This is a genomic window from Gluconobacter sphaericus NBRC 12467 (assembly GCF_006539125.1).
GTDB classification, from domain to species: Bacteria; Pseudomonadota; Alphaproteobacteria; order Acetobacterales; family Acetobacteraceae; genus Gluconobacter; species Gluconobacter sphaericus.
The window spans coordinates 1-16,953 of record NZ_BJMK01000016.1; the positions used below are offsets into that span (position 1 = coordinate 1).

At 59.4% G+C, this 16,953-nt stretch carries 19 protein-coding genes; 6 read left to right on the forward strand and 13 right to left on the reverse strand.

Annotated features, from left to right (window positions below; translation table 11 throughout):
• Window positions 1–42 precede the first annotated feature (42 nt).
• The 3 genes from GSP01_RS09900 to GSP01_RS09910 are packed head-to-tail and all read right to left on the reverse strand — an operon-like array spanning window position 43 to window position 2,162.
• Complete coding sequence (locus tag GSP01_RS09900; protein WP_141353134.1) at window positions 43–1,011, reverse strand: SDR family NAD(P)-dependent oxidoreductase; 969 nt, start codon at window positions 1,009–1,011, stop codon at window positions 43–45.
• Between the two features lie 7 nt (window positions 1,012–1,018).
• Window positions 1,019–1,495: a DUF192 domain-containing protein gene (locus GSP01_RS09905; protein ID WP_141353136.1), complete on the reverse strand. Its 477-nt coding sequence runs from the start codon at window positions 1,493–1,495 to the stop codon at window positions 1,019–1,021.
• A gap of 16 nt (window positions 1,496–1,511) precedes the next feature.
• Window positions 1,512–2,162 carry an MBL fold metallo-hydrolase gene (locus tag GSP01_RS09910; protein ID WP_141353138.1) on the reverse strand — a complete coding sequence of 217 codons (651 nt, stop codon included), beginning with the start codon at window positions 2,160–2,162 and terminating at the stop codon, window positions 1,512–1,514.
• Window positions 2,163–2,324: 162 nt separating this feature from the next.
• Between GSP01_RS09910 and GSP01_RS09915 the strand changes: the two genes are divergently transcribed.
• Window positions 2,325–2,675 (forward strand): RidA family protein, encoded by a 351-nt coding sequence (locus tag GSP01_RS09915; protein ID WP_011252711.1) that lies wholly within the window; start codon window positions 2,325–2,327, stop codon window positions 2,673–2,675.
• A 172-nt stretch (window positions 2,676–2,847) separates the two neighbouring features.
• Complete coding sequence (locus GSP01_RS09920) at window positions 2,848–3,564, forward strand: CHAP domain-containing protein (RefSeq protein ID WP_141353140.1); 717 nt, start codon at window positions 2,848–2,850, stop codon at window positions 3,562–3,564.
• 19 nt (window positions 3,565–3,583) lie between these two features.
• On the opposite strand, the gene GSP01_RS09925 is transcribed toward GSP01_RS09920, so the two are convergent.
• The 5 genes from GSP01_RS09925 to ychF form a co-directional block, all read right to left on the reverse strand.
• Window positions 3,584–4,042, reverse strand: coding sequence for a 23S rRNA (pseudouridine(1915)-N(3))-methyltransferase RlmH (locus GSP01_RS09925; RefSeq protein WP_141353142.1), 459 nt, complete (start codon window positions 4,040–4,042; stop codon window positions 3,584–3,586).
• Window positions 4,043–4,495, reverse strand: coding sequence for a ribosome silencing factor (rsfS, locus tag GSP01_RS09930; RefSeq protein WP_141353205.1), 453 nt, complete (start codon window positions 4,493–4,495; stop codon window positions 4,043–4,045). It abuts the gene before it with no gap.
• A 98-nt stretch (window positions 4,496–4,593) separates the two neighbouring features.
• On the reverse strand, window positions 4,594–5,181 hold the full coding sequence (locus tag GSP01_RS09935) for a nicotinate-nucleotide adenylyltransferase (protein WP_141353204.1): 588 nt from the start codon (window positions 5,179–5,181) through the stop codon (window positions 4,594–4,596).
• A gap of 32 nt (window positions 5,182–5,213) precedes the next feature.
• Window positions 5,214–6,470, reverse strand: a complete 1,257-nt coding sequence (locus GSP01_RS09940) for a glutamate-5-semialdehyde dehydrogenase (RefSeq protein WP_141353144.1) — start codon at window positions 6,468–6,470, stop codon at window positions 5,214–5,216.
• Window positions 6,463–7,557 (reverse strand): redox-regulated ATPase YchF, encoded by a 1,095-nt coding sequence (gene ychF / locus GSP01_RS09945; protein WP_141353146.1) that lies wholly within the window; start codon window positions 7,555–7,557, stop codon window positions 6,463–6,465. The genes GSP01_RS09940 and ychF overlap by 8 nt, the downstream gene beginning before the upstream one ends.
• A gap of 242 nt (window positions 7,558–7,799) precedes the next feature.
• Here ychF and GSP01_RS09955 point away from each other — a divergent pair, with 242 nt between their 5' ends.
• Window positions 7,800–8,066, forward strand: coding sequence for a hypothetical protein (locus tag GSP01_RS09955; protein ID WP_141353148.1), 267 nt, complete (start codon window positions 7,800–7,802; stop codon window positions 8,064–8,066).
• Window positions 8,067–8,163: 97 nt separating this feature from the next.
• On the opposite strand, the gene pth is transcribed toward GSP01_RS09955, so the two are convergent.
• Both pth and GSP01_RS09965 read right to left on the reverse strand, forming a co-directional pair.
• Window positions 8,164–8,733 (reverse strand): aminoacyl-tRNA hydrolase, encoded by a 570-nt coding sequence (pth, locus tag GSP01_RS09960; protein ID WP_141353150.1) that lies wholly within the window; start codon window positions 8,731–8,733, stop codon window positions 8,164–8,166.
• Between the two features lie 3 nt (window positions 8,734–8,736).
• Window positions 8,737–9,393 carry a 50S ribosomal protein L25/general stress protein Ctc gene (locus GSP01_RS09965; RefSeq protein ID WP_141353152.1) on the reverse strand — a complete coding sequence of 219 codons (657 nt, stop codon included), beginning with the start codon at window positions 9,391–9,393 and terminating at the stop codon, window positions 8,737–8,739.
• 185 nt (window positions 9,394–9,578) lie between these two features.
• On the opposite strand from GSP01_RS09965, the gene GSP01_RS09970 reads away from it, so the two are divergent.
• Window positions 9,579–10,910, forward strand: a complete 1,332-nt coding sequence (locus GSP01_RS09970) for an MFS transporter (RefSeq protein ID WP_141353154.1) — start codon at window positions 9,579–9,581, stop codon at window positions 10,908–10,910.
• Between the two features lie 15 nt (window positions 10,911–10,925).
• Here the strand turns inward: GSP01_RS09970 and GSP01_RS09975 are convergent, their stop codons facing one another.
• Window positions 10,926–11,801 (reverse strand): SDR family oxidoreductase, encoded by an 876-nt coding sequence (locus tag GSP01_RS09975; RefSeq protein WP_141353156.1) that lies wholly within the window; start codon window positions 11,799–11,801, stop codon window positions 10,926–10,928.
• Window positions 11,802–12,014: 213 nt separating this feature from the next.
• Here GSP01_RS09975 and GSP01_RS09980 point away from each other — a divergent pair, with 213 nt between their 5' ends.
• On the forward strand, window positions 12,015–14,120 hold the full coding sequence (locus GSP01_RS09980; protein ID WP_141353158.1) for a catalase: 2,106 nt from the start codon (window positions 12,015–12,017) through the stop codon (window positions 14,118–14,120).
• A 131-nt stretch (window positions 14,121–14,251) separates the two neighbouring features.
• On the forward strand, window positions 14,252–15,415 hold the full coding sequence (locus GSP01_RS09985) for an acyltransferase family protein (protein ID WP_141353160.1): 1,164 nt from the start codon (window positions 14,252–14,254) through the stop codon (window positions 15,413–15,415).
• Here the strand turns inward: GSP01_RS09985 and pgeF are convergent.
• The gene (gene pgeF, locus GSP01_RS09990; RefSeq protein WP_141353162.1) at window positions 15,385–16,152 is read right to left on the reverse strand and encodes a peptidoglycan editing factor PgeF; all 768 of its coding nucleotides are present in this window, start codon (window positions 16,150–16,152) and stop codon (window positions 15,385–15,387) included. The two genes, GSP01_RS09985 and pgeF, sit on opposite strands and share 31 nt — an antisense overlap.
• Window positions 16,145–16,951: a prolipoprotein diacylglyceryl transferase gene (lgt, locus tag GSP01_RS09995; RefSeq protein WP_141353207.1), complete on the reverse strand. Its 807-nt coding sequence runs from the start codon at window positions 16,949–16,951 to the stop codon at window positions 16,145–16,147. The genes pgeF and lgt overlap by 8 nt, the downstream gene beginning before the upstream one ends.
• Window positions 16,952–16,953 lie beyond the last annotated feature (2 nt).

The following is a 16,953-nucleotide window of genomic DNA, read 5'->3' on the forward strand; positions in this document are numbered from 1 at the left end:
TCAGAGGAGGGTCAACAGGAAAATTGCATTTTTGTGAAAAAATCAGATTCCGTGGAACTTTCTGAACCACAAACAGAATTCCTTCATCCCGTCTTCAAAGGACACAGCCGGCTTCCAACCGCAGAATTCCCTGACATTTTCCAAAGAAGCCCAAGTTGATTCCATATCAGCAACCGGTCTGGCACGCCGTTCCACGAGAGCTTTCCTCCCCAGATTTTCCTCAAGCAGTTCAATCATGCGGGTCACTCTTTCCGGCTTATCCCCCCCCAGGTTAAGCACCCGCGATATTCCGGCTTCCGGCGGCTTGCCCAGAACCTGCTGCACACCCCTGACGATGTCATCGATATAAGTGAAGTCGCGGGAAAGGTGTTTCCCTTCATAAAGGGTCACCACCCCCCCTTCCGAAATCGCTTTCGCAAACCCGTAGTATGCCATGTCAGGCCTGCCCCACGGACCATACACGGTAAAAAACCGGAGCCCCGTCTGCGGAATGCCGTGCAGATATGCGTAGGACTCAGACATCAGTTCGGCAGCCCGTTTGGTTACGGCATATACCGAACTGGGCCGCTCGACCCGATCTGTCTCCTTGAAAGGAACGCTCTGATTGCGGCCATAGACAGAGGAGGATGACGCATACACAACATGCGTCAGCTTTTTCAAATGACGACAGGCTTCCAGAAGAGCGACCTGCCCCATCACGTTGGACGTCACATAGGAATAGGGATCGACCATCGAGTGCCGCACCCCGGCCTGGGCCGCAAGATGGATTACACCTTCCAGATCAGAGTGCTCTGCGACCAGATCCTGCATGGCTACAGGACTGGCAACATCCACTTTCAGAAAAATGAACCCCGGATAAGGCTCAAGCTGCTCCAGTCGGGCGACCTTGAGGGCCGGATCATAATAGGCATTGAGAGTATCGACGCCTACGACCTCCATGCCCTGCTTCAGAAGGGCCTGCGCAACATGAAACCCTATAAACCCGGCGACCCCGGTAACCAGAACCTTCACAGGATCATCAATGCTTCAGCGCGGAACTGGTAACAGCATCGCCCACCCGGATTCCCAGCTTCGCCGTAACGCCTCCTGCCAGTTCAAGCGTATTGGCAACCACACCGTCGCTCCGCAGGATTGCCTCGCTCAGAGGGACAGCATTCTCTGCAATGGCATGGATATGGTTCGTTGAATCAATGAACACGATGTCCAGCGGCACAAGCGTATTACGCATCCACATGTCCGAAACCTGAGGCGTTGCCCACATGAACAGCATTCCCTCGTTTTCGGGAAGATGCTTGCGGAACATCTCACCCACTTCCTGCTGACGATAGGTCTTGGCCAGTTCCACCGTAAACTCATGCTTCTGGCCATCTCGCGTCGTAATGGTCAAAGGCGCGATTGGCAGACGGGCCTGCGCTTGCGTAATCGGTTCCTCCGCCTTCGCAACACCAGCACTCATTCCTAGCGCCGCCACCAGCGCACAGCATAAAATTCGCATAATATGACCTTCAGGTTCAGGAAATCAGGAAGGGATTGGCCCGGCGCTCTTCTCCGATGGTCGTCGGCATCCCGTGCCCACACAAAACCACCGTATCATCAGGCAGCGTCAGAAGATGTCTGCGAATACCGTCAACAAGCGCCTGTGAATCGCCATACGCAAAATCCGTCCGGCCGACAGTCCCCCGGAACAGCGTATCGCCCGCCAGCACACGCCGGTTATCATGATCCACAAAGACGACATGCCCTGGCGTATGGCCGGGAACATGCGCAACATGAAGATCCTGCCCCAGCAGATGCAGGACTTCTCCGCCTTCCACAAAACGATCCGGCGCAACATTCTCCATGCCCGGAACTCCGAAAGCAGCCGCCTGTTTGGTGATGCTCTGCAGCAAGAATTCATCCCGCCGGTCCGGCCCTATAACGGGAACAGGCTGACCCTGCTGTTTTTCGACAGCTCTTTTCAAAGCAGCCGCGCCACCGGCATGATCCAGATGACCGTGCGTCAGGAGAATGGCCTCAATGGTCATCCCGTCCAGATGCTGAAGGATGTCTCCGACATCTCCGCCGGGATCCACCACAACCGCACGAGCCTCATCATTCGAGAGAATGGTGCAGTTCTGCCGTAAAGGCGTTACCGGCACCCGCTTCGCATACAAAGGAGTCACAGCTCCCCCTTCCAGACGGTCCGTTCTGATGTGGCGATACAGCGTCAATCCCTGCGCGACAAGTGAGACCCGGCATCCGCCTGACACCAGCCACCACGGATCATTGACCCCTTTTCACAGGAAGGTCACTCTCCACCTTTCCCCATCACACGAGGTGTCATCATGAGCCGCATCATCCGCACAGAACCGAACGCCATTCTTTCCAAGGCCGTTGAATATCACGGCTTCATTTTCACGCAGGGCGTTGTCGCAGCTGATCTGTCCAAAGGAATCGAAGAACAGACCAAGAGCGTTCTCGACCAGCTCGACGAAATCCTGGAAGTGCATGGCACCGACAAGACCCGCATCCTTCAGGCTCAGATCTGGGTGAAGGACATCGCAGACCGTACCGCCCTCAACACGGTCTGGTCCGCATGGCTTCCGGAGAACATGGCCCCTGCCCGTGCCTGCGTTCAGGCCGTCATGGCGGACCCGAAAATCCTCGTGGAAATCATGCTCACGACAACAAAGTGATCTGAATCGGACGATTATGGCGAGAATACAGCAGAGTGTGGTGTCAAAAAGATTTTCTTTAGAAATGAAAATTTAACCCAGAGACCTGCATTCTGCTCTTGTCAGGGTTGCAGGAAGGTTGTTACCTCCCTGTAACCCGAACAACACATAACCAATCAGGATCCTAAAGATCGTGAAGCATAACAGTTGCCGGAAAACCTTTTTCTCTGCTCTGGCGCTCTCCGCGATCGCATTCTTTTCGGGACAGGCTCAGGCCCGTCACAGTTCGGGTCACCACGGACGGACCGTCTTTCACAGCCACCGTTCCAGCAACCATCGACACTCTTATACTCACGTCATTCAATGCGTCGCTTACGCCAAGACGGCCTCAGAAGTCGTTCTGCACGGCAATGCGCGTGACTGGTGGTACAATGCCGCTGGCGTTTATGCCCGCGGGTCCACCCCGCAAGCCGGTTCGGTCCTGAATTTCCGCGCCATCCGCCGCATGCCGCTCGGCCATGTCGCCGTAGTCCGTTCGGTAGAAGACAGCCGCACAATCTATATCGACCAGTCCCACTGGGCTTCCAACGGTATCGCACATAACGTGCGCGTCGTTGACGTTTCACCCAACAATGACTGGAGCGCAGTCCGCGTCGCCCTCAACGATCGCAGCGGCCGCCTTGGCAGCATCTATCCAACCTACGGTTTCATCTACCCCCATTCCGACGATGGCGACCGCAATCCGGCTCCACATATCGTGATGGCACGCGCTTCGAATGTCTCAGGTTTCCGTCATCGCGCCGTCCTGAACGGTTCTGACGCACTGAGCCATCCAATGAGCAGCACAGAAGTGGCCGAGGCTCCGGACGATGCCTTCACTTCGGACGCTCCCAACCGTTCGATTCGCTGATACAGCCTGACGATCAGCTTCAGTCTGGTCGTGTTTCCCTGTGATAGGGATGGCCGGCATTGATGGCCTGAGCCCGGAACACCTGCTCGGCGATCAGAACCCTGACCAACATGTGCGGCCAGGTCAGTTTCCCCAGAGAAATCACGGAATCGGCCCGCTGGATCACGCTTGAATCCAACCCTTCCGCACCACCGATCAGAAAATGAATGGGACGCCCGGTTTCCTGCCAGCGAGATAGCATTTCCGCCAAACGCAGACTGTCAGGCGTTTTACCGCCTTCGTCCAGCGCCACGATCAGGGCATTGTCAGGACAGGCCCCCAGAAGAGCCGCAGCATCCTTGCGCTTCTGCTCCTGGACGCTGCCTTTTGACGGCGCGAGTTCCGTCACCGTCAAAGCGGGCCTTATCCGGCCCGCATAACGCTTGAACAGTTCGCGCTCCGGCCCGGCTTTGAGCCGGCCGATTGCGACCAGCTTCATTCAGTCCTGCTTTTCATCCTGTCCAACAGCAACTTCGTCTTCGCTGCCATCCAGATCGGCGCCCCACATACGCTCAAGACCGTAAAGCTCGCGGCTTTCGGGCTTAAAGAGATGCACAACAACGTCGCCGGCATCGATCAGAACCCAATCGCTGCCATTCGCGCCTTCGATCAGAATACGCTTGATGCCGATCTCATTGAGCTTCTTCTCGATGTGATGCGCCATCGCGGAAATCTGGCGGTCCGCAAGACCGGTCGCAATGACCATACGATCAGCAAAATTCGCACGGCCGACCAAGTCCAGCACAACGATGTCTTCACCCTTGTCTTCGTCCAGACTCGTGGTGATGACCGTCAGCATATTGGTCAGAAGATCCGGCTGCACAGCTTCACGCTTGACGGCCGTTTTCTTCGGTCCGGCAACTGCGGCCTTCTTGCGAGCCGTTCCCGGCACCTTGGCAGCCTCGGCCAGTGCCGCATCGGGGGAGCTGGTTTTCCGGCGCACAGGCTTTTTGGCCTGCGATTCGGGAGAGGTCGTCTTGGTGATGGTTTTTACTCCTGATCGGATTCCGGACGAAACTGGCCGGATTCACGCAACGCTGTAGCCGATATATCGTTCTGCGGCGCAGAAAGGAACGTCCATGCGCTGCCTTTTCGCTCCGCAAGCACGGGAGATTCCCGTGAGGGCCGTCTCTGATGCCGCAAAACGGACGCTGCTGCCCCCCGCAGGGCTGGCGAAACACTGCCTGGACGCGGGAGAACAGCGATGGGAACCATCGCAGCCAACCGCCGCCAGCGCTTCCAGCGCGACAGCTGTGCCAGACCGTCCGCCCCCATCAGCCACACGAAATGCACATGCGGAAAGCGCTGCTTCAGCAATCCGACCGTTTTTACGGTGAAGCGCTGCCCAAGCCGCGATTCGATATCCGTCGCAACGATTCGCCGTCCGTCTGCAATCCGCTCCGCAGAGGCAAGACGCACCCTGAACGGCGCCATGCCCTTACGGGGCTTGAGCGGATTCCCTGGCGAGACCATGAGCCACACCTGATCCAGGCGCAAAGCCCGCAAGGCCCGCCGCGCCAGCATGAGATGACCCGCATGCGCCGGATTAAAAGACCCACCCAGCAGACCGATCCGCATATTCCGGCCATCACCAGACGTCGGAATACTGATCAGCCCCGCACCTGCCCGGTGCCGATCACTTCGTACCGGTAGCATGTCAGCTGCTCGAGCCCGACGGGCCCACGGGCATGCATCCGCCCCGTCGCAATGCCGATTTCCGCACCGAAGCCGAACTCCCCACCGTCACAGAACTGCGTAGACGCATTCCACATCACAACCGCGCTATCCGTTCCGTTGAGAAACTCCGCCGCGGCTTCAAGATCTTCGGCGATAATGGCCTCGGTATGCGAGCTTCCATGCCGCGCGATGTGAGCCAGAGCATCTTCAACCCCGTCCACCACGACAACCGAAAGCACGGCGTCCAGCCATTCCGTTTTGAAATCATCAGCCGAGGCAGCCGCAAGCGTCGGCACGATCACACGCGCCCGGTCATCTGCCCGGAACGTACATCCCTTCGCGGCCAGATCTTCAACGAGCAAGGGCAACAGCGTCGGCGCAATCGCCGCATCGATCAGCAGCGTCTCCGTCGCACCACAGATCCCCGTCCGCCGCATCTTCGCATCCAGCAGCACCTTCCGGGCCATCGCCGGATCTGCACTCGCATGAATGTAGGTGTGATTCAGGCCGTCCGCGTGCGCCAGAACCGGCACGCGGGCCTCACGCTGCACGCGCTCCACAAGAGACTTGCCGCCGCGCGGAATGATCAGATCAATCTTTCCCGAAGCCTGCAGCATCGCCCCGACCAGAGCCCGATCGGCAGACGGCAAAATCTGCACACAGGCTTCATCCAGCCCCGCTGCCCGCAAACCGTCTTCCATCGCGGCCTGAATGGCCCGCGCGGAATGAAGACTTTCCCCACCACCGCGCAGAATGACCGCATTGCCAGACTTGATACACAGGGCCGCAGCATCAGCCCCAACATTGGGCCGGCTTTCATAGATCATGCCGATCACGCCAAGCGGCGTCGCCACCCGACGGAAATGCAGACCGTTCGGGCGGTCCCATTCCGCCAGAACCCGCCCAACCGGATCCGGCAGACGTGCCACGTCTTCCAGACCGCGCGCCATCGCCTCGACACGCTCCGACGTCAACGTCAGACGATCCCGGAACGCCGCGTTCCGATCTTCGGAAAGCGCTGCCAGATCCTTCTGGTTGGCAGCTACGATCTCCTCCAACCGGCCCCTCAGGGCTCTCGCAGCCTCGGACAGCGCATGATTGCGGGTTTCCGCATTCGCCCGCGCCAAACTCCGGCTGGCCCGGCGAGCATGCTCTGCCAGACCGTCCAGAATGTGCTCGGCCTCAGACATTGAACCGGAACAACAGGACGTCACCATCCTGCACCACATATTCTTTGCCTTCGATCCTCAGCTTGCCAACTTCCTTGGCCCCGGCCTCGCCATTGCAGGCCACGTAATCGTCGAATGCCACGGTTTCGCAGGCGATGAAGCCACGCTCGAAATCGTTGTGAATGACAGCAGCGGCCTGAGGCGCCTTCGTCCCGGCCGTAATCGTCCAGGCGCGGGATTCCTTCGGTCCGACCGTGAAATACGTCCGCAGACCCAGCAGCTTGTAACCAGCTGCAATGACACGATCCAGCCCACTATCCGTCAGACCCAGACCGTCCAGAAACTCCGTCCGGTCTTCCTGCGGCAACTGGCTGACTTCCGCTTCAATCGCGGCCGACACCACGACAACGCCCGCACCCTCGGCTTCAGCCCGCTTGCGCACGGCTTCTGAAAACGCGTTGCCGGTGGACGCTGAAGCTTCTTCGACATTGCAGACATACAGAACCGGCTTCGTCGTCAGGAGCTGAAGGCGGGACGCTTCTGCTTCCTGCCCCTTCGGAACAGCCGTCCGGGCCGGCTTGCCGTCACGCAGAGCTGCCAGCAGTGGCTCCATCAGTTCAAGCTGAGCCTGAGCCTCACGATCATTGCCACGGGCCCGCTTCTGCAAACCGACCTGACGCTTCTCCAGGCTTTCCAGATCAGCCAGCATCAACTCAGTCTCAATGATGTCCGCGTCCCGAACCGGATCAACGCCACCCTCGACATGCGTGATGTCGTCGTCTTCGAAGCAGCGCAGGACGTGCACGATAGCATCGACTTCTCGGATATTGGCTAGAAACTGGTTTCCCAGCCCCTCACCCTTCGACGCACCACGGACCAGACCGGCGATGTCCACGAATTCAAGGCTCGTCGGTACCTTGCGGATAGACTTACCGATCCGCGCCAGTTCATCCAGTCGTGGATCCGGCACAGCCACACGGCCGGTATTCGGCTCGATGGTGCAGAACGGGTAATTCGCAGCCTGTGCAGCAGCCGTTTCCGTCAGGGCATTGAACAGCGTGGACTTGCCGACATTAGGCAGACCAACGATGCCGCAATTGAAACCCATTCGTGCTCTCCATCATCATTGAAGACCGTTCAGACGCGAACGATCCGTTCTAGAAAATTCCGTTGCCCTGTGTTCGCAGAAACCGGAGAGGCTCACAACCACTTCCCGTCGCGAACAGACTTTTCAGCTCACGATTCCTAGCAGATACGGCAAAGCCCGGACATGCGCCTTCAAAACCGCACGCCCCTGCGCTGTCAGGACCAGACAGGACCGCAGCAAACTACAGAAGCGCAAGGGGATGAATGACAGGCTCAAATTTGGAAACAGCAGTCACAACGCCGCTATCATATCAGCCTGCCACCCCCTCTGCCAGATCAGGCCCACAGCCCTGCTGGACGCCTGCATCCACCACAGCTCCACAGGAATACGGAAATACGGGACTGGAAGCACCTCGCTCCCGGCCCCCCAAACGGCGTCAGCTTTATCTCAAATGGCTGATCCAGAGCATCATGCTCTTCGATCTAGGCAGCGTCATAACCCTCTGGCTTCTACCCAGCATTCTGGATTGAAACACTGCTGATCTGGCTAATGGGATCTGACGTCCTGATGGATGTCATTGCCCTGTTCATCCGACCGGTCCTGAGAAGCCACTCAACCGCAAGCCCCTCAAGCAGCCAGCAGTGCGACCTTCGTCATGAAAGCTTCGTGTTCTTTCTTCGCCAGAAGGGGTGCCGCATCAGCGATGGCCACAAGCCAGCGCTCCAGCTCCGGCTCTTCCGCCTTGGCGAAATTGCCCAGAACATGACCAGTCACACGGTCCTTGTGGCCCGGATGACCGATCCCCATCCGTACACGCCAGTAATCCGGCCCCGGCAGACATTTATCCATGGAACGCAGGCCATTATGCCCGGCGGCACCACCGCCACGCTTGATGCGCAGCTTGCCGAAGGCAAGATCGAGTTCGTCGTGGAATACGGTGATATCATCCTGCGCAATCCTGAAGAACTGCGCGGCCTGCTGAACACTGTCGCCTGACAGGTTCATATACGTCATCGGCTTGAGGAGCAGGATCTTCTGCCCCCCGATGACGCCTTCGGAGGTCTCCCCCCGGAAACGCTTGCGCCACGGCGAAAAACCGTGGCGCCTGGCGATCTCGTCGACCGCCATGAAGCCGATATTGTGTCGATGACGGCTCATCCCCGGCTCGGGGTTGCCGAGACCGGTCCAGAGCCTCATGACTTACTTCTTCTTTGCGCCGGGCTTTGCCGTAGCAGCAGCTTCAGCAGCGGCCTTGGCAGCAGCTTCGGCTTCCATTTCGGCATCGATCGTCGGTGCGGCGATGGACGCGATGACCATGTCCACAGCCTGACCGCTGGCCAGAACGGCGCCTTCGGTGCCCTTGAGGTCCGTCCAACGCACGTTTTCGTGAATGTCCAGACCGCTCAGGTCTGCCGTGAAGTGCTCCGGAATGTTGGCCGGATCAGCCTGCACGTCGACGTAATGACGCACCACGTTCAGAACGCCACCGCGCTTGATACCCTGGGACTTCTCTTCGCCAACGAATGCGATGGAGACTTCGACGTGAACCTTGGTGCCGGCAGCAACGCGCTGGAAGTCAACATGGATCGGGGCATCGGTGACCGGGTGCAGCTGCACGTCACGGATCAGGGCTGCAACCGGCTCTGCGCCTTCGGCAGCCAGGTTATACACACGGGAGGACCAGCCACCGCGATGCAGTTCCTTCATGATCACGCGCGGATCAAGTGCGATGATGGAGGGTTCCTGCTTGCCACCGTAGATCACGGCCGGCACGAGGCCCTCACGTCTCGTTGCGCGCGCTGCCCCCTTACCAGCCTTCGCACGCGTCGAGACAGCAAGTGTCGTCAAATTAGCCACTGTTACGCTCCTGCGTATTGAATTTCACTCAACACAGACCTCCAGGGGTGCCTGTGCGAGGCGCGAAGTAGCGGAAAACCGCCACCGGCACAACCATTTTCGGAATCCGCCCCTCTGGACCGGCCCCTTTGCGGACCGCTACGCTTGCGTTTCATTTCCACAGTTTCCGGCAGATCCCCCACCCGATGAGCATCGCCGCCCGCATCGAACACCTGCCCTTTACCCGCTTCCACTGGAAACTGCTGTTCCTCGGCGGTCTCGGCTACACATTCGACGGCCTCGATTCCGCGATCGTAGCGTTCGCGCTTCCGATGCTAAAAAGCCAATGGCATCTAAGCGGCCCAGAACTCGGCCTGCTGGGAAGTGCGACCTATCTCGGCTACGGCCTGGGCGCCCTGCTCTCCGGCTGGTGGGGAGACCGCTCCGGCCGCCGCCGCGTCATGATGAGCGCCCTGGCCATCTACGCCATCGGCTCCCTGCTCTCCGCCGGATCATCCTCGTTTGCAGGCTTTTTCCTGTGCCGCCTTCTCTCCGGAATCGGCGCGGGTGCGGAAGCCACCATCATCGCACCCTATCTCAGCGAATTCGTGGCCGCCCGCTATCGCGGCGTGTTCACGGCAACTCTCACCGGATTCTATTCCTTCGGCTATGTCACCGCCGCCATCATGGGGTTCATGCTCGTGCCCGCCATAGCGGATGGCTGGCGCTGGGCCTTGGCGCTCACGGGCTTTCCGGTCCTGATGCTTCTATGGTGGCGACGCGCCCTGCCCGAATCCCCGCGCTGGCTCGACGAGCGCGGCCAAACAGCCGAAGCCTGCCGCATCGTCGGCGACATCGAAGAAAGCGCAGGCCTTGCCGTAGGCCTGACCACAACGACCGACCGTGGTGCCCCAAGCATCCGCCCGGTCCGGGATCTCTTCGCCCCCAATCTGCGCCGCTCCACATTCATGAGCTGGGCCATGTGGCTCGCCATCACCTTCAGCTTCTACGCATTCTTCACGTGGATCCCGACCCTGATGATCGAACGTGGCATGACCGTCACCCGCAGCTTCGGCTACGCCATCTCAATCTATTTTGCCCAGCTTCCCGGCTATGCCTCCGCCGCCCTCCTCACAGATCGTCTGGGACGACGCGGAACGGTGGCACTGTTCATGATTGCCGGAGCCGTCAGCGCCATCGGTATGGCTGCAAGCCAGACGCCCACCGAAGTTCTGCTTTTCGGCATCCTACTGTCCTTCTTCATGAACGGCACTTTCGGCGGCATTTACGCCTACACACCTGAACTCTTCCCCACATCCCTGCGTGCCCGCGGCATGGGTCTGGCTTCGGCTATCGCCCGCCTGGGCGCCATCGCATCGCCCGCGCTGATCGGCTGGCTCTATCCACTTGCCGGTTTCCCGGGTGTTTTTGGCCTAACAACCCTGATCCTGTTGTCCGGTGCGGCTGTTACGCTGGTCTTCGGCCCCAGAACGGAAAAACGCCCGCTCGATGGCGAGCAGGCGTTCGCTCAGTCCTGAATCCGGGAAATGCGCTCAGATCATCGGTACGCCACCATTGACCGCCAGAAGCGCACCCGTGGTGTAGCTGTTCAGCGGATCGGCGAAATAGACATAAGCGCCCGCCAATTCGGCCGGCTGTCCCGGACGGCCCAGCGGCACATCCGAACCCAGATGCTCCTGCTCTTCCTCGGGCATTCCGGTTGCAATGAACGGCGTCCAGATCGGCCCCGGCATCACGGCATTGACCCGGATCCCCCGCCCGGCGAGCTGCTGCGCCATGCTGGACGTAAAGTTCGCAATCGCCGCCTTCGTCATGGAATACGGCACAAGCAGTTCGGGAGCCGTCTTCAGATTGACCGAGGACGTATTGATGATGGACGCCCCGGCCTGAAGATGCGGCAGGGCCGCTTTCGTCAGATGAAACAACGCATCCGTATTCGTGGAGAAATGACGCTTCCACTCCTCATCGGAAATCTCTTCCAGCTTTGCGCGTGCTTTCTGAAAGGCGGCATTATTCACCAGAATATCAAGCCGCCCGAACGTCTCGACGGTCCTGCCAATCATCTCGCGACAATGCGCGCCATCCCGGATATCTCCGGGCAAGAGAAGACAGTTCCTCCCCTCGGCCTTGATCTGTTCCCCGATATCGCGTGCATCATCCGCCTCCATTTCCAGATACGAAATCGCGACATCCGCACCTTCACGCGCAAATGCCAGCGCAACTGCCCGTCCGATCCCCGAATCACCACCCGTGATGAGGGCCGCAAGCCCCGCGAGCTTTCCGGAACCCTTATAGGTTTCTTCGCCGTAATCGGGCCGGGGAATCATCTTTTCTGAAAGACCCGGAAATTTCTGCGTCTGGCCCCGGAATGGCGGACGCGGATAGCGGGTACGAGGATCAGCAGGCATGGAAACACTCCTGTATCATCATGGACAGAGTTCCTGCACTTAACGGCCCGTCTTCCGGACAGGTTCAGAAAATTTCCCGGATTTATTTCAGGAACACTTGCCCCAGACAGCGCCTTTTAAGGGGCACGGCCTTTCCAACGGGAAGGGCAGCTTCCTCATCCAGACTTCCCGAAGCCCCGTATTTTTTCGGACCTACAGGCAGAGGCGCATTTCATGAGCACGGACAAACGCAAAACCGTCACCATTGGCGACCAGACCTTCGAACGCGGCCCACAGGGCAGCACCCATCAGGTGGCGTCAGGCGAAACCCCGACCCTCACGACCCAGCAGGGCGTCCCCGTCTCCGACGATCAGAACACCGAGAAAGCCGGTGCCCGCGGGCCTACCCTTCTGGAAGACTTCCATTTCCGCGAGAAGATCTTCCACTTCGATCACGAGCGCATCCCCGAGCGCGTCGTCCACGCCCGTGGCTACGGCGCGCATGGCTTTTTCGAACTGACAGACTCCCTCGCCGATTACACGACCGCCAGCGTTCTGGGAAAAATCGGCAAACGCGTTCCAGCCTTCGTCCGTTTCTCGACCGTCGCCGGCGGCCGTGGCTCTTTCGACGTAGCCCGCGACGTGCGCGGTTTCGCGGTGAAGCTCTATACCGAAGAAGGCAACTGGGACCTCGTGGGCAACAACATGCCCGTCTTCTTCATTCAGGACGCCATCAAATTTCCGGACATGGTCCACGCCGTGAAGGAAGAGCCCGACAGTGGCTTCCCACAGGCCCAGTCCGCCCACGACAATTTCTGGGATTTCGCGTCCCTCTCCCCCGAAACCGTCCACATGCTCATGTGGGTCATGTCCGACCGCGCCATTCCGCGTTCTTTCCGCTTCATGGAAGGCTTCGGCGTCCATACCTTCCGCCTCGTCAATGCCGAGGGCAAATCCACCTATGTGAAGTTCCACTGGAAGCCGAAACAAGGTTTGCAGTCCGTCGTGTGGAACGAAGCCGTCAAGATCAACGGAGCCGATCCGGACTTCCACCGCCGCGACCTGTGGGACGCCATCAATTCCGGCGACTTCCCGGAATGGGAGCTCGGCGTGCAGCTCTTCGATGACGACTTCGCCGATAAATTCGATTTCGACATCTTGGACGCGACCAAGCTGATCCCGGAAGAACTCGTCCCCGTCCGGCGTATCGGACGCCTCGTACTGAACCGCACAGTGGACAACTTCTTCGCCGAAACCGAGCAGGTCGCCTTCTGCACCCAGAACGTCGTCCCCGGCATCGCCTTCACCAACGACCCGCTCCTTCAGGGCCGGAACTTTTCGTATCTGGACACCCAGACCAAGCGTCTCGGTGGGCCGAACTTCACGCATATCCCCATAAACGCGCCGAAATGCCCGTTCCACAACTTCCAGCAGGACGGCCACATGGCCATGCACAACCCGAAAGGGCGTGCAAATTATGAGCCCAATTCCTGGGGTATGGGACCACGTGAAAACCCGCAGACCGGTTACAAGCCCTATGCGGAAGAACTGAACGGCCGCAAAACCCGTGAACGTGGCGAGCTATTCGCCGATCACTACAGTCAGGCCCGCCAATTCTATACGAGCCAAACCCAGACCGAGCAGACGCATATCAAGAATGCCTTCGTCTTCGAACTCAGCAAGTGCCTCACCCCGGCCATCCGTGCCCGCGTCGTCGCTCATCTGCTGAATGTCGATGAAGAGCTCGCCAAAGATGTGGCCGAAGGTCTGCGTCTGGAAAAGATGCCGGCACCTGCCCCGGCTGCCCGCACACCGCTGACGGACCTGCCAACTTCGAACCCGCTCAGCATCCTCAAGAACGGCCCGAAAATGTTCAAAGGCCGCAAGCTGGGTGTGCTCGTAACCGATGGCACCGATGCGGACATGCTCGCCGCCCTGATGCAGGCTGCGGAAGCGGAAGGCACGATCGTCGAACTGGTTGCCCCAGCGGTTGGCGGCGTAAAAACGACCGATGGCAAGCTCATTCCAGCTGGCCAGAAGATCGTCGGCGCACCTTCGGTCCTGTATGATGCGGTCGTCCTCCTTCCGTCCGCAGCAGGAGCAAAACTCCTGACCGGCGAAGCCACCGCACGGGACTTCGTGGCCGACGCCTTCGCCCATGCGAAGTTCATCGGTTACGGCCCGGACGCCAAACCGCTTCTCGCCAAAGGCGGCATCACGCCCGAAGACATGGATGATGGCATCATCCCGCTTGAGGCCCCCAGCGACCTCAAGACCTTCATCACCCTGTGTCGCAAACTGCGCTTCTGGGACCGGGAAGCCAAAACCCACGCTGTCTGAGACGAAAAAGGGCCGGAAATACTCTTCCGGCCCTTTTTTATATCTGCCCCCTACCCACGCCATATTCCGAACCGAATCATGCCTGATTTCCATTACAAAAACGTTCTGATTTTGCAGGATGAGATTTCAGGGTGCAGACAACATCAGGCGCACAACGCAACCCGGGAATCGACCTGCTCAGAGGATTATCCATCATCCTCGTCGTCACCCATCACCTCGCCCTGCGCATTCCCCTGATGCAGACCGGGCTCGCGGCCGTTTTTCCCGCCATGCTGCTGAAAGCCCTGAACTGGGATGGCGGAAAGGGTGTGAAGATCTTCTTCGTCATTTCAGGCTTCCTGATCACCGATCACACGATACGACGATGTGGCAGTCTGGGCGGCATCAATGCCATCGCTTTCTCAATGCGCCGGGCCTGCCGCATTCTGCCATGCCTGCTGGTTCTGCTCGGGATTCTTGCGGCTCTCAACCTCGCAGGCGTTCCCGACTTCCTTTTCCATCACGACAGCCAGACCCTGCCCGGCGCCATCTTCGCAGCGCTGTTCATGCATCTGAACCTCTACGAAGCCCGAACGAACTATCTTCCCCCCAACTGGGATGTGCTGTGGTCCCTCTCGGTCGAGGAACTGTTCTATGTAGCCTTCCCCATCCTCTGCCTGCTGGGCGGACGCATCCCCAAACTGCTTGGCCTCATTTTTGCGCTCCTCGCCCTGTCCAGCCCTTTCGCGGAATGGCAGATCCGCAACGCATCGGACATCTGGCAGGATGAAGCCTACGGACCAGGCATTTCCGCAATCGCCATGGGCGTCTGCGCAGCCCTTCTGGCGCACCGGATGGCCCCGTTCCTCTTTGCAAAACTCACACCCTGGCTCGGCTGGAGCGGAAGTCTCGGCGTCGGTCTCTATCTGATCGACGGCCATGTCGTATGGCTGACCCTCGGCTACGCCACACCGCTATTTTTCACAGCCTCATGCGCCGCCCTGCTTCTCGCTTTCTACAACGGATGGGGCAAGACGACCGGAAGCCGGTTTCTGACATGCCCCCGCCAGTGGGGCAGGCTGAGTTATGAAATCTATCTCAGCCACATGTTCGTCGTCATGCCGATGATCCATCTGTTCAGAGCCACCGGAGAAAACTGGACGTTCGGCTGGGTCTGGTTCATCCCAACCCTCGGCCTGTCCCTCTGTCTTGGCGCCCTCGTGGACCGCTTTCTCTCACGCCCCGCCGATCGCTGGCTGCTCGAAAAATCCGGCCTTCGCCACCCTCAGCCAACAGGACGGATCGCCGAGATCTGATGCCCGATATGCCCACCACCCGCGAGCGTCCGCCGCCGATGGCTGAAAAACCGCGGATCCGTCAGCGTATCCACACCAAGGATCTGCACAGTCCGGACGCCGGCCTGCTCCAGACGAAAACCACAATAGCCCGGCAGATCAAACAGGAAATGCCCCTCGCGCAGCGCTGGCTGGAAGAAACTCTCTCCCGCTACGCCTTTGGCAAGAACCGCATCGCGCATGTCCGGACCGACTTCATAGCTCTCCGGCGAAATGCACGGCCCGACAACGACGCTGATCCCTGTGGCACCCAGCGCCACCATCTGCGCGACCACAGACTCCAGAATCCCACCCACAGCTCCGCGCCAGCCCGCATGAGCCGCCCCAACAATCCGCCCGTCATCAGAAGACAGCAGAACAGGGCCACAATCCGCCGTAATCACCCCCACGCCGATCTCCGGACGGTCCGTCACCAGCGCATCGCCTGCCTGCCCGCTCCCTGCCACCCAGAGCGACGTTTCGGCCGTCACAGGCACGGTGATGTCACTATGCGTCTGCTTCAGACCCAGCAGACAATCCGCTTCCACCCCGATCGCCCGTGCCACCCGAGCTCTGTTCTCCGCCACATTCGCCGGATCATCCTGCGAGGATAGCGAACAGTTCAGACTGTCATACGGTGCCGGCGAAACGCCCCCAAGCCGCGTGAAGAACCCGTGCGGAACCTTGAGAACCGAGCCCGTCAACACAGCCTCAGACATGCGCCGACACCTGAGCCGGGCGCCGCATCGCATATACCATCAGCCCCATCCCCACGAGCGCCATCGGAATACACAGCAACTGCCCCATCGTCGTCCCGCCCGACAAAAACCCGATATTCGCATCAGGCTGCCGGAAAAACTCGCAGAAACTCCGGGCACAGGCATAGCCGAACAGGAACAGCCCCGACAGGAATCCGAACCGCTCGCGAACCTGCGGACGGCTGGCCGCAAACAGCATCACGCACAGCAGCAGGACACCCTCGGTCAGGGCTTCGTAAAGCTCGGACGGATGCCGCGGAATCGGACCGCCCGTCGGGAAGATCATCGCCCAAGGCAGATCCGGAGACGCCGGACGCCCCCACAATTCCCCGTTCACGAAATTCGCACAGCGCCCAAGCCCAAGTCCGATCGGCACGACCGGCACGATCCGGTCCGCAAAAGCCAGAAAGCTCAGACGGTTCTTCCAGCTGAAATACGCCAGCGCCAGAATGACGCCCAACGCCCCGCCATGAAACGACATCCCGCCGTCCCATGTCTTGAAGATCTCCAGCGGATGCGAAAAATAGTCCAGCGGCCGGTAAAACAGAACGTAACCCAGCCGTCCCCCAATCAGCACCCCGAGAATCGCGTAAAACAGGAAGTCATCAACCTGCTCTTTCGTCGCTACTTCCGGCGCCAGACGGTTCAGCCGCTTCGCAATCGGCAGCGCAATGATGAACGACACCATATAAGCGAGCGCATACCAGCGCACCGCAAGAGGTCCGACATGAAAGGCAACCGGATCAAAATCAGGAAAGATCA

Coding starts and splice junctions, on each gene's coding strand:
- GSP01_RS09905 (WP_141353136.1), bottom strand. CDS start 1,495: ATGCGAATTTTATGCTGTGCGCTGGTGGCGGCGCTAGGAATGAGTGCT.
- GSP01_RS09915 (WP_011252711.1), top strand. CDS start 2,325: ATGAGCCGCATCATCCGCACAGAACCGAACGCCATTCTTTCCAAGGCC.
- GSP01_RS09925 (WP_141353142.1), bottom strand. CDS start 4,042: ATGAAGCTGGTCGCAATCGGCCGGCTCAAAGCCGGGCCGGAGCGCGAA.
- GSP01_RS09935 (WP_141353204.1), bottom strand. CDS start 5,181: ATGCGGATCGGTCTGCTGGGTGGGTCTTTTAATCCGGCGCATGCGGGT.
- GSP01_RS09940 (WP_141353144.1), bottom strand. CDS start 6,470: ATGTCTGAGGCCGAGCACATTCTGGACGGTCTGGCAGAGCATGCTCGC.
- ychF (WP_141353146.1), bottom strand. CDS start 7,557: ATGGGTTTCAATTGCGGCATCGTTGGTCTGCCTAATGTCGGCAAGTCC.
- GSP01_RS09955 (WP_141353148.1), top strand. CDS start 7,800: ATGACAGGCTCAAATTTGGAAACAGCAGTCACAACGCCGCTATCATAT.
- pth (WP_141353150.1), bottom strand. CDS start 8,733: ATGAGGCTCTGGACCGGTCTCGGCAACCCCGAGCCGGGGATGAGCCGT.
- GSP01_RS09970 (WP_141353154.1), top strand. CDS start 9,579: ATGAGCATCGCCGCCCGCATCGAACACCTGCCCTTTACCCGCTTCCAC.
- GSP01_RS09975 (WP_141353156.1), bottom strand. CDS start 11,801: ATGCCTGCTGATCCTCGTACCCGCTATCCGCGTCCGCCATTCCGGGGC.
- GSP01_RS09980 (WP_141353158.1), top strand. CDS start 12,015: ATGAGCACGGACAAACGCAAAACCGTCACCATTGGCGACCAGACCTTC.
- pgeF (WP_141353162.1), bottom strand. CDS start 16,152: ATGTCTGAGGCTGTGTTGACGGGCTCGGTTCTCAAGGTTCCGCACGGG.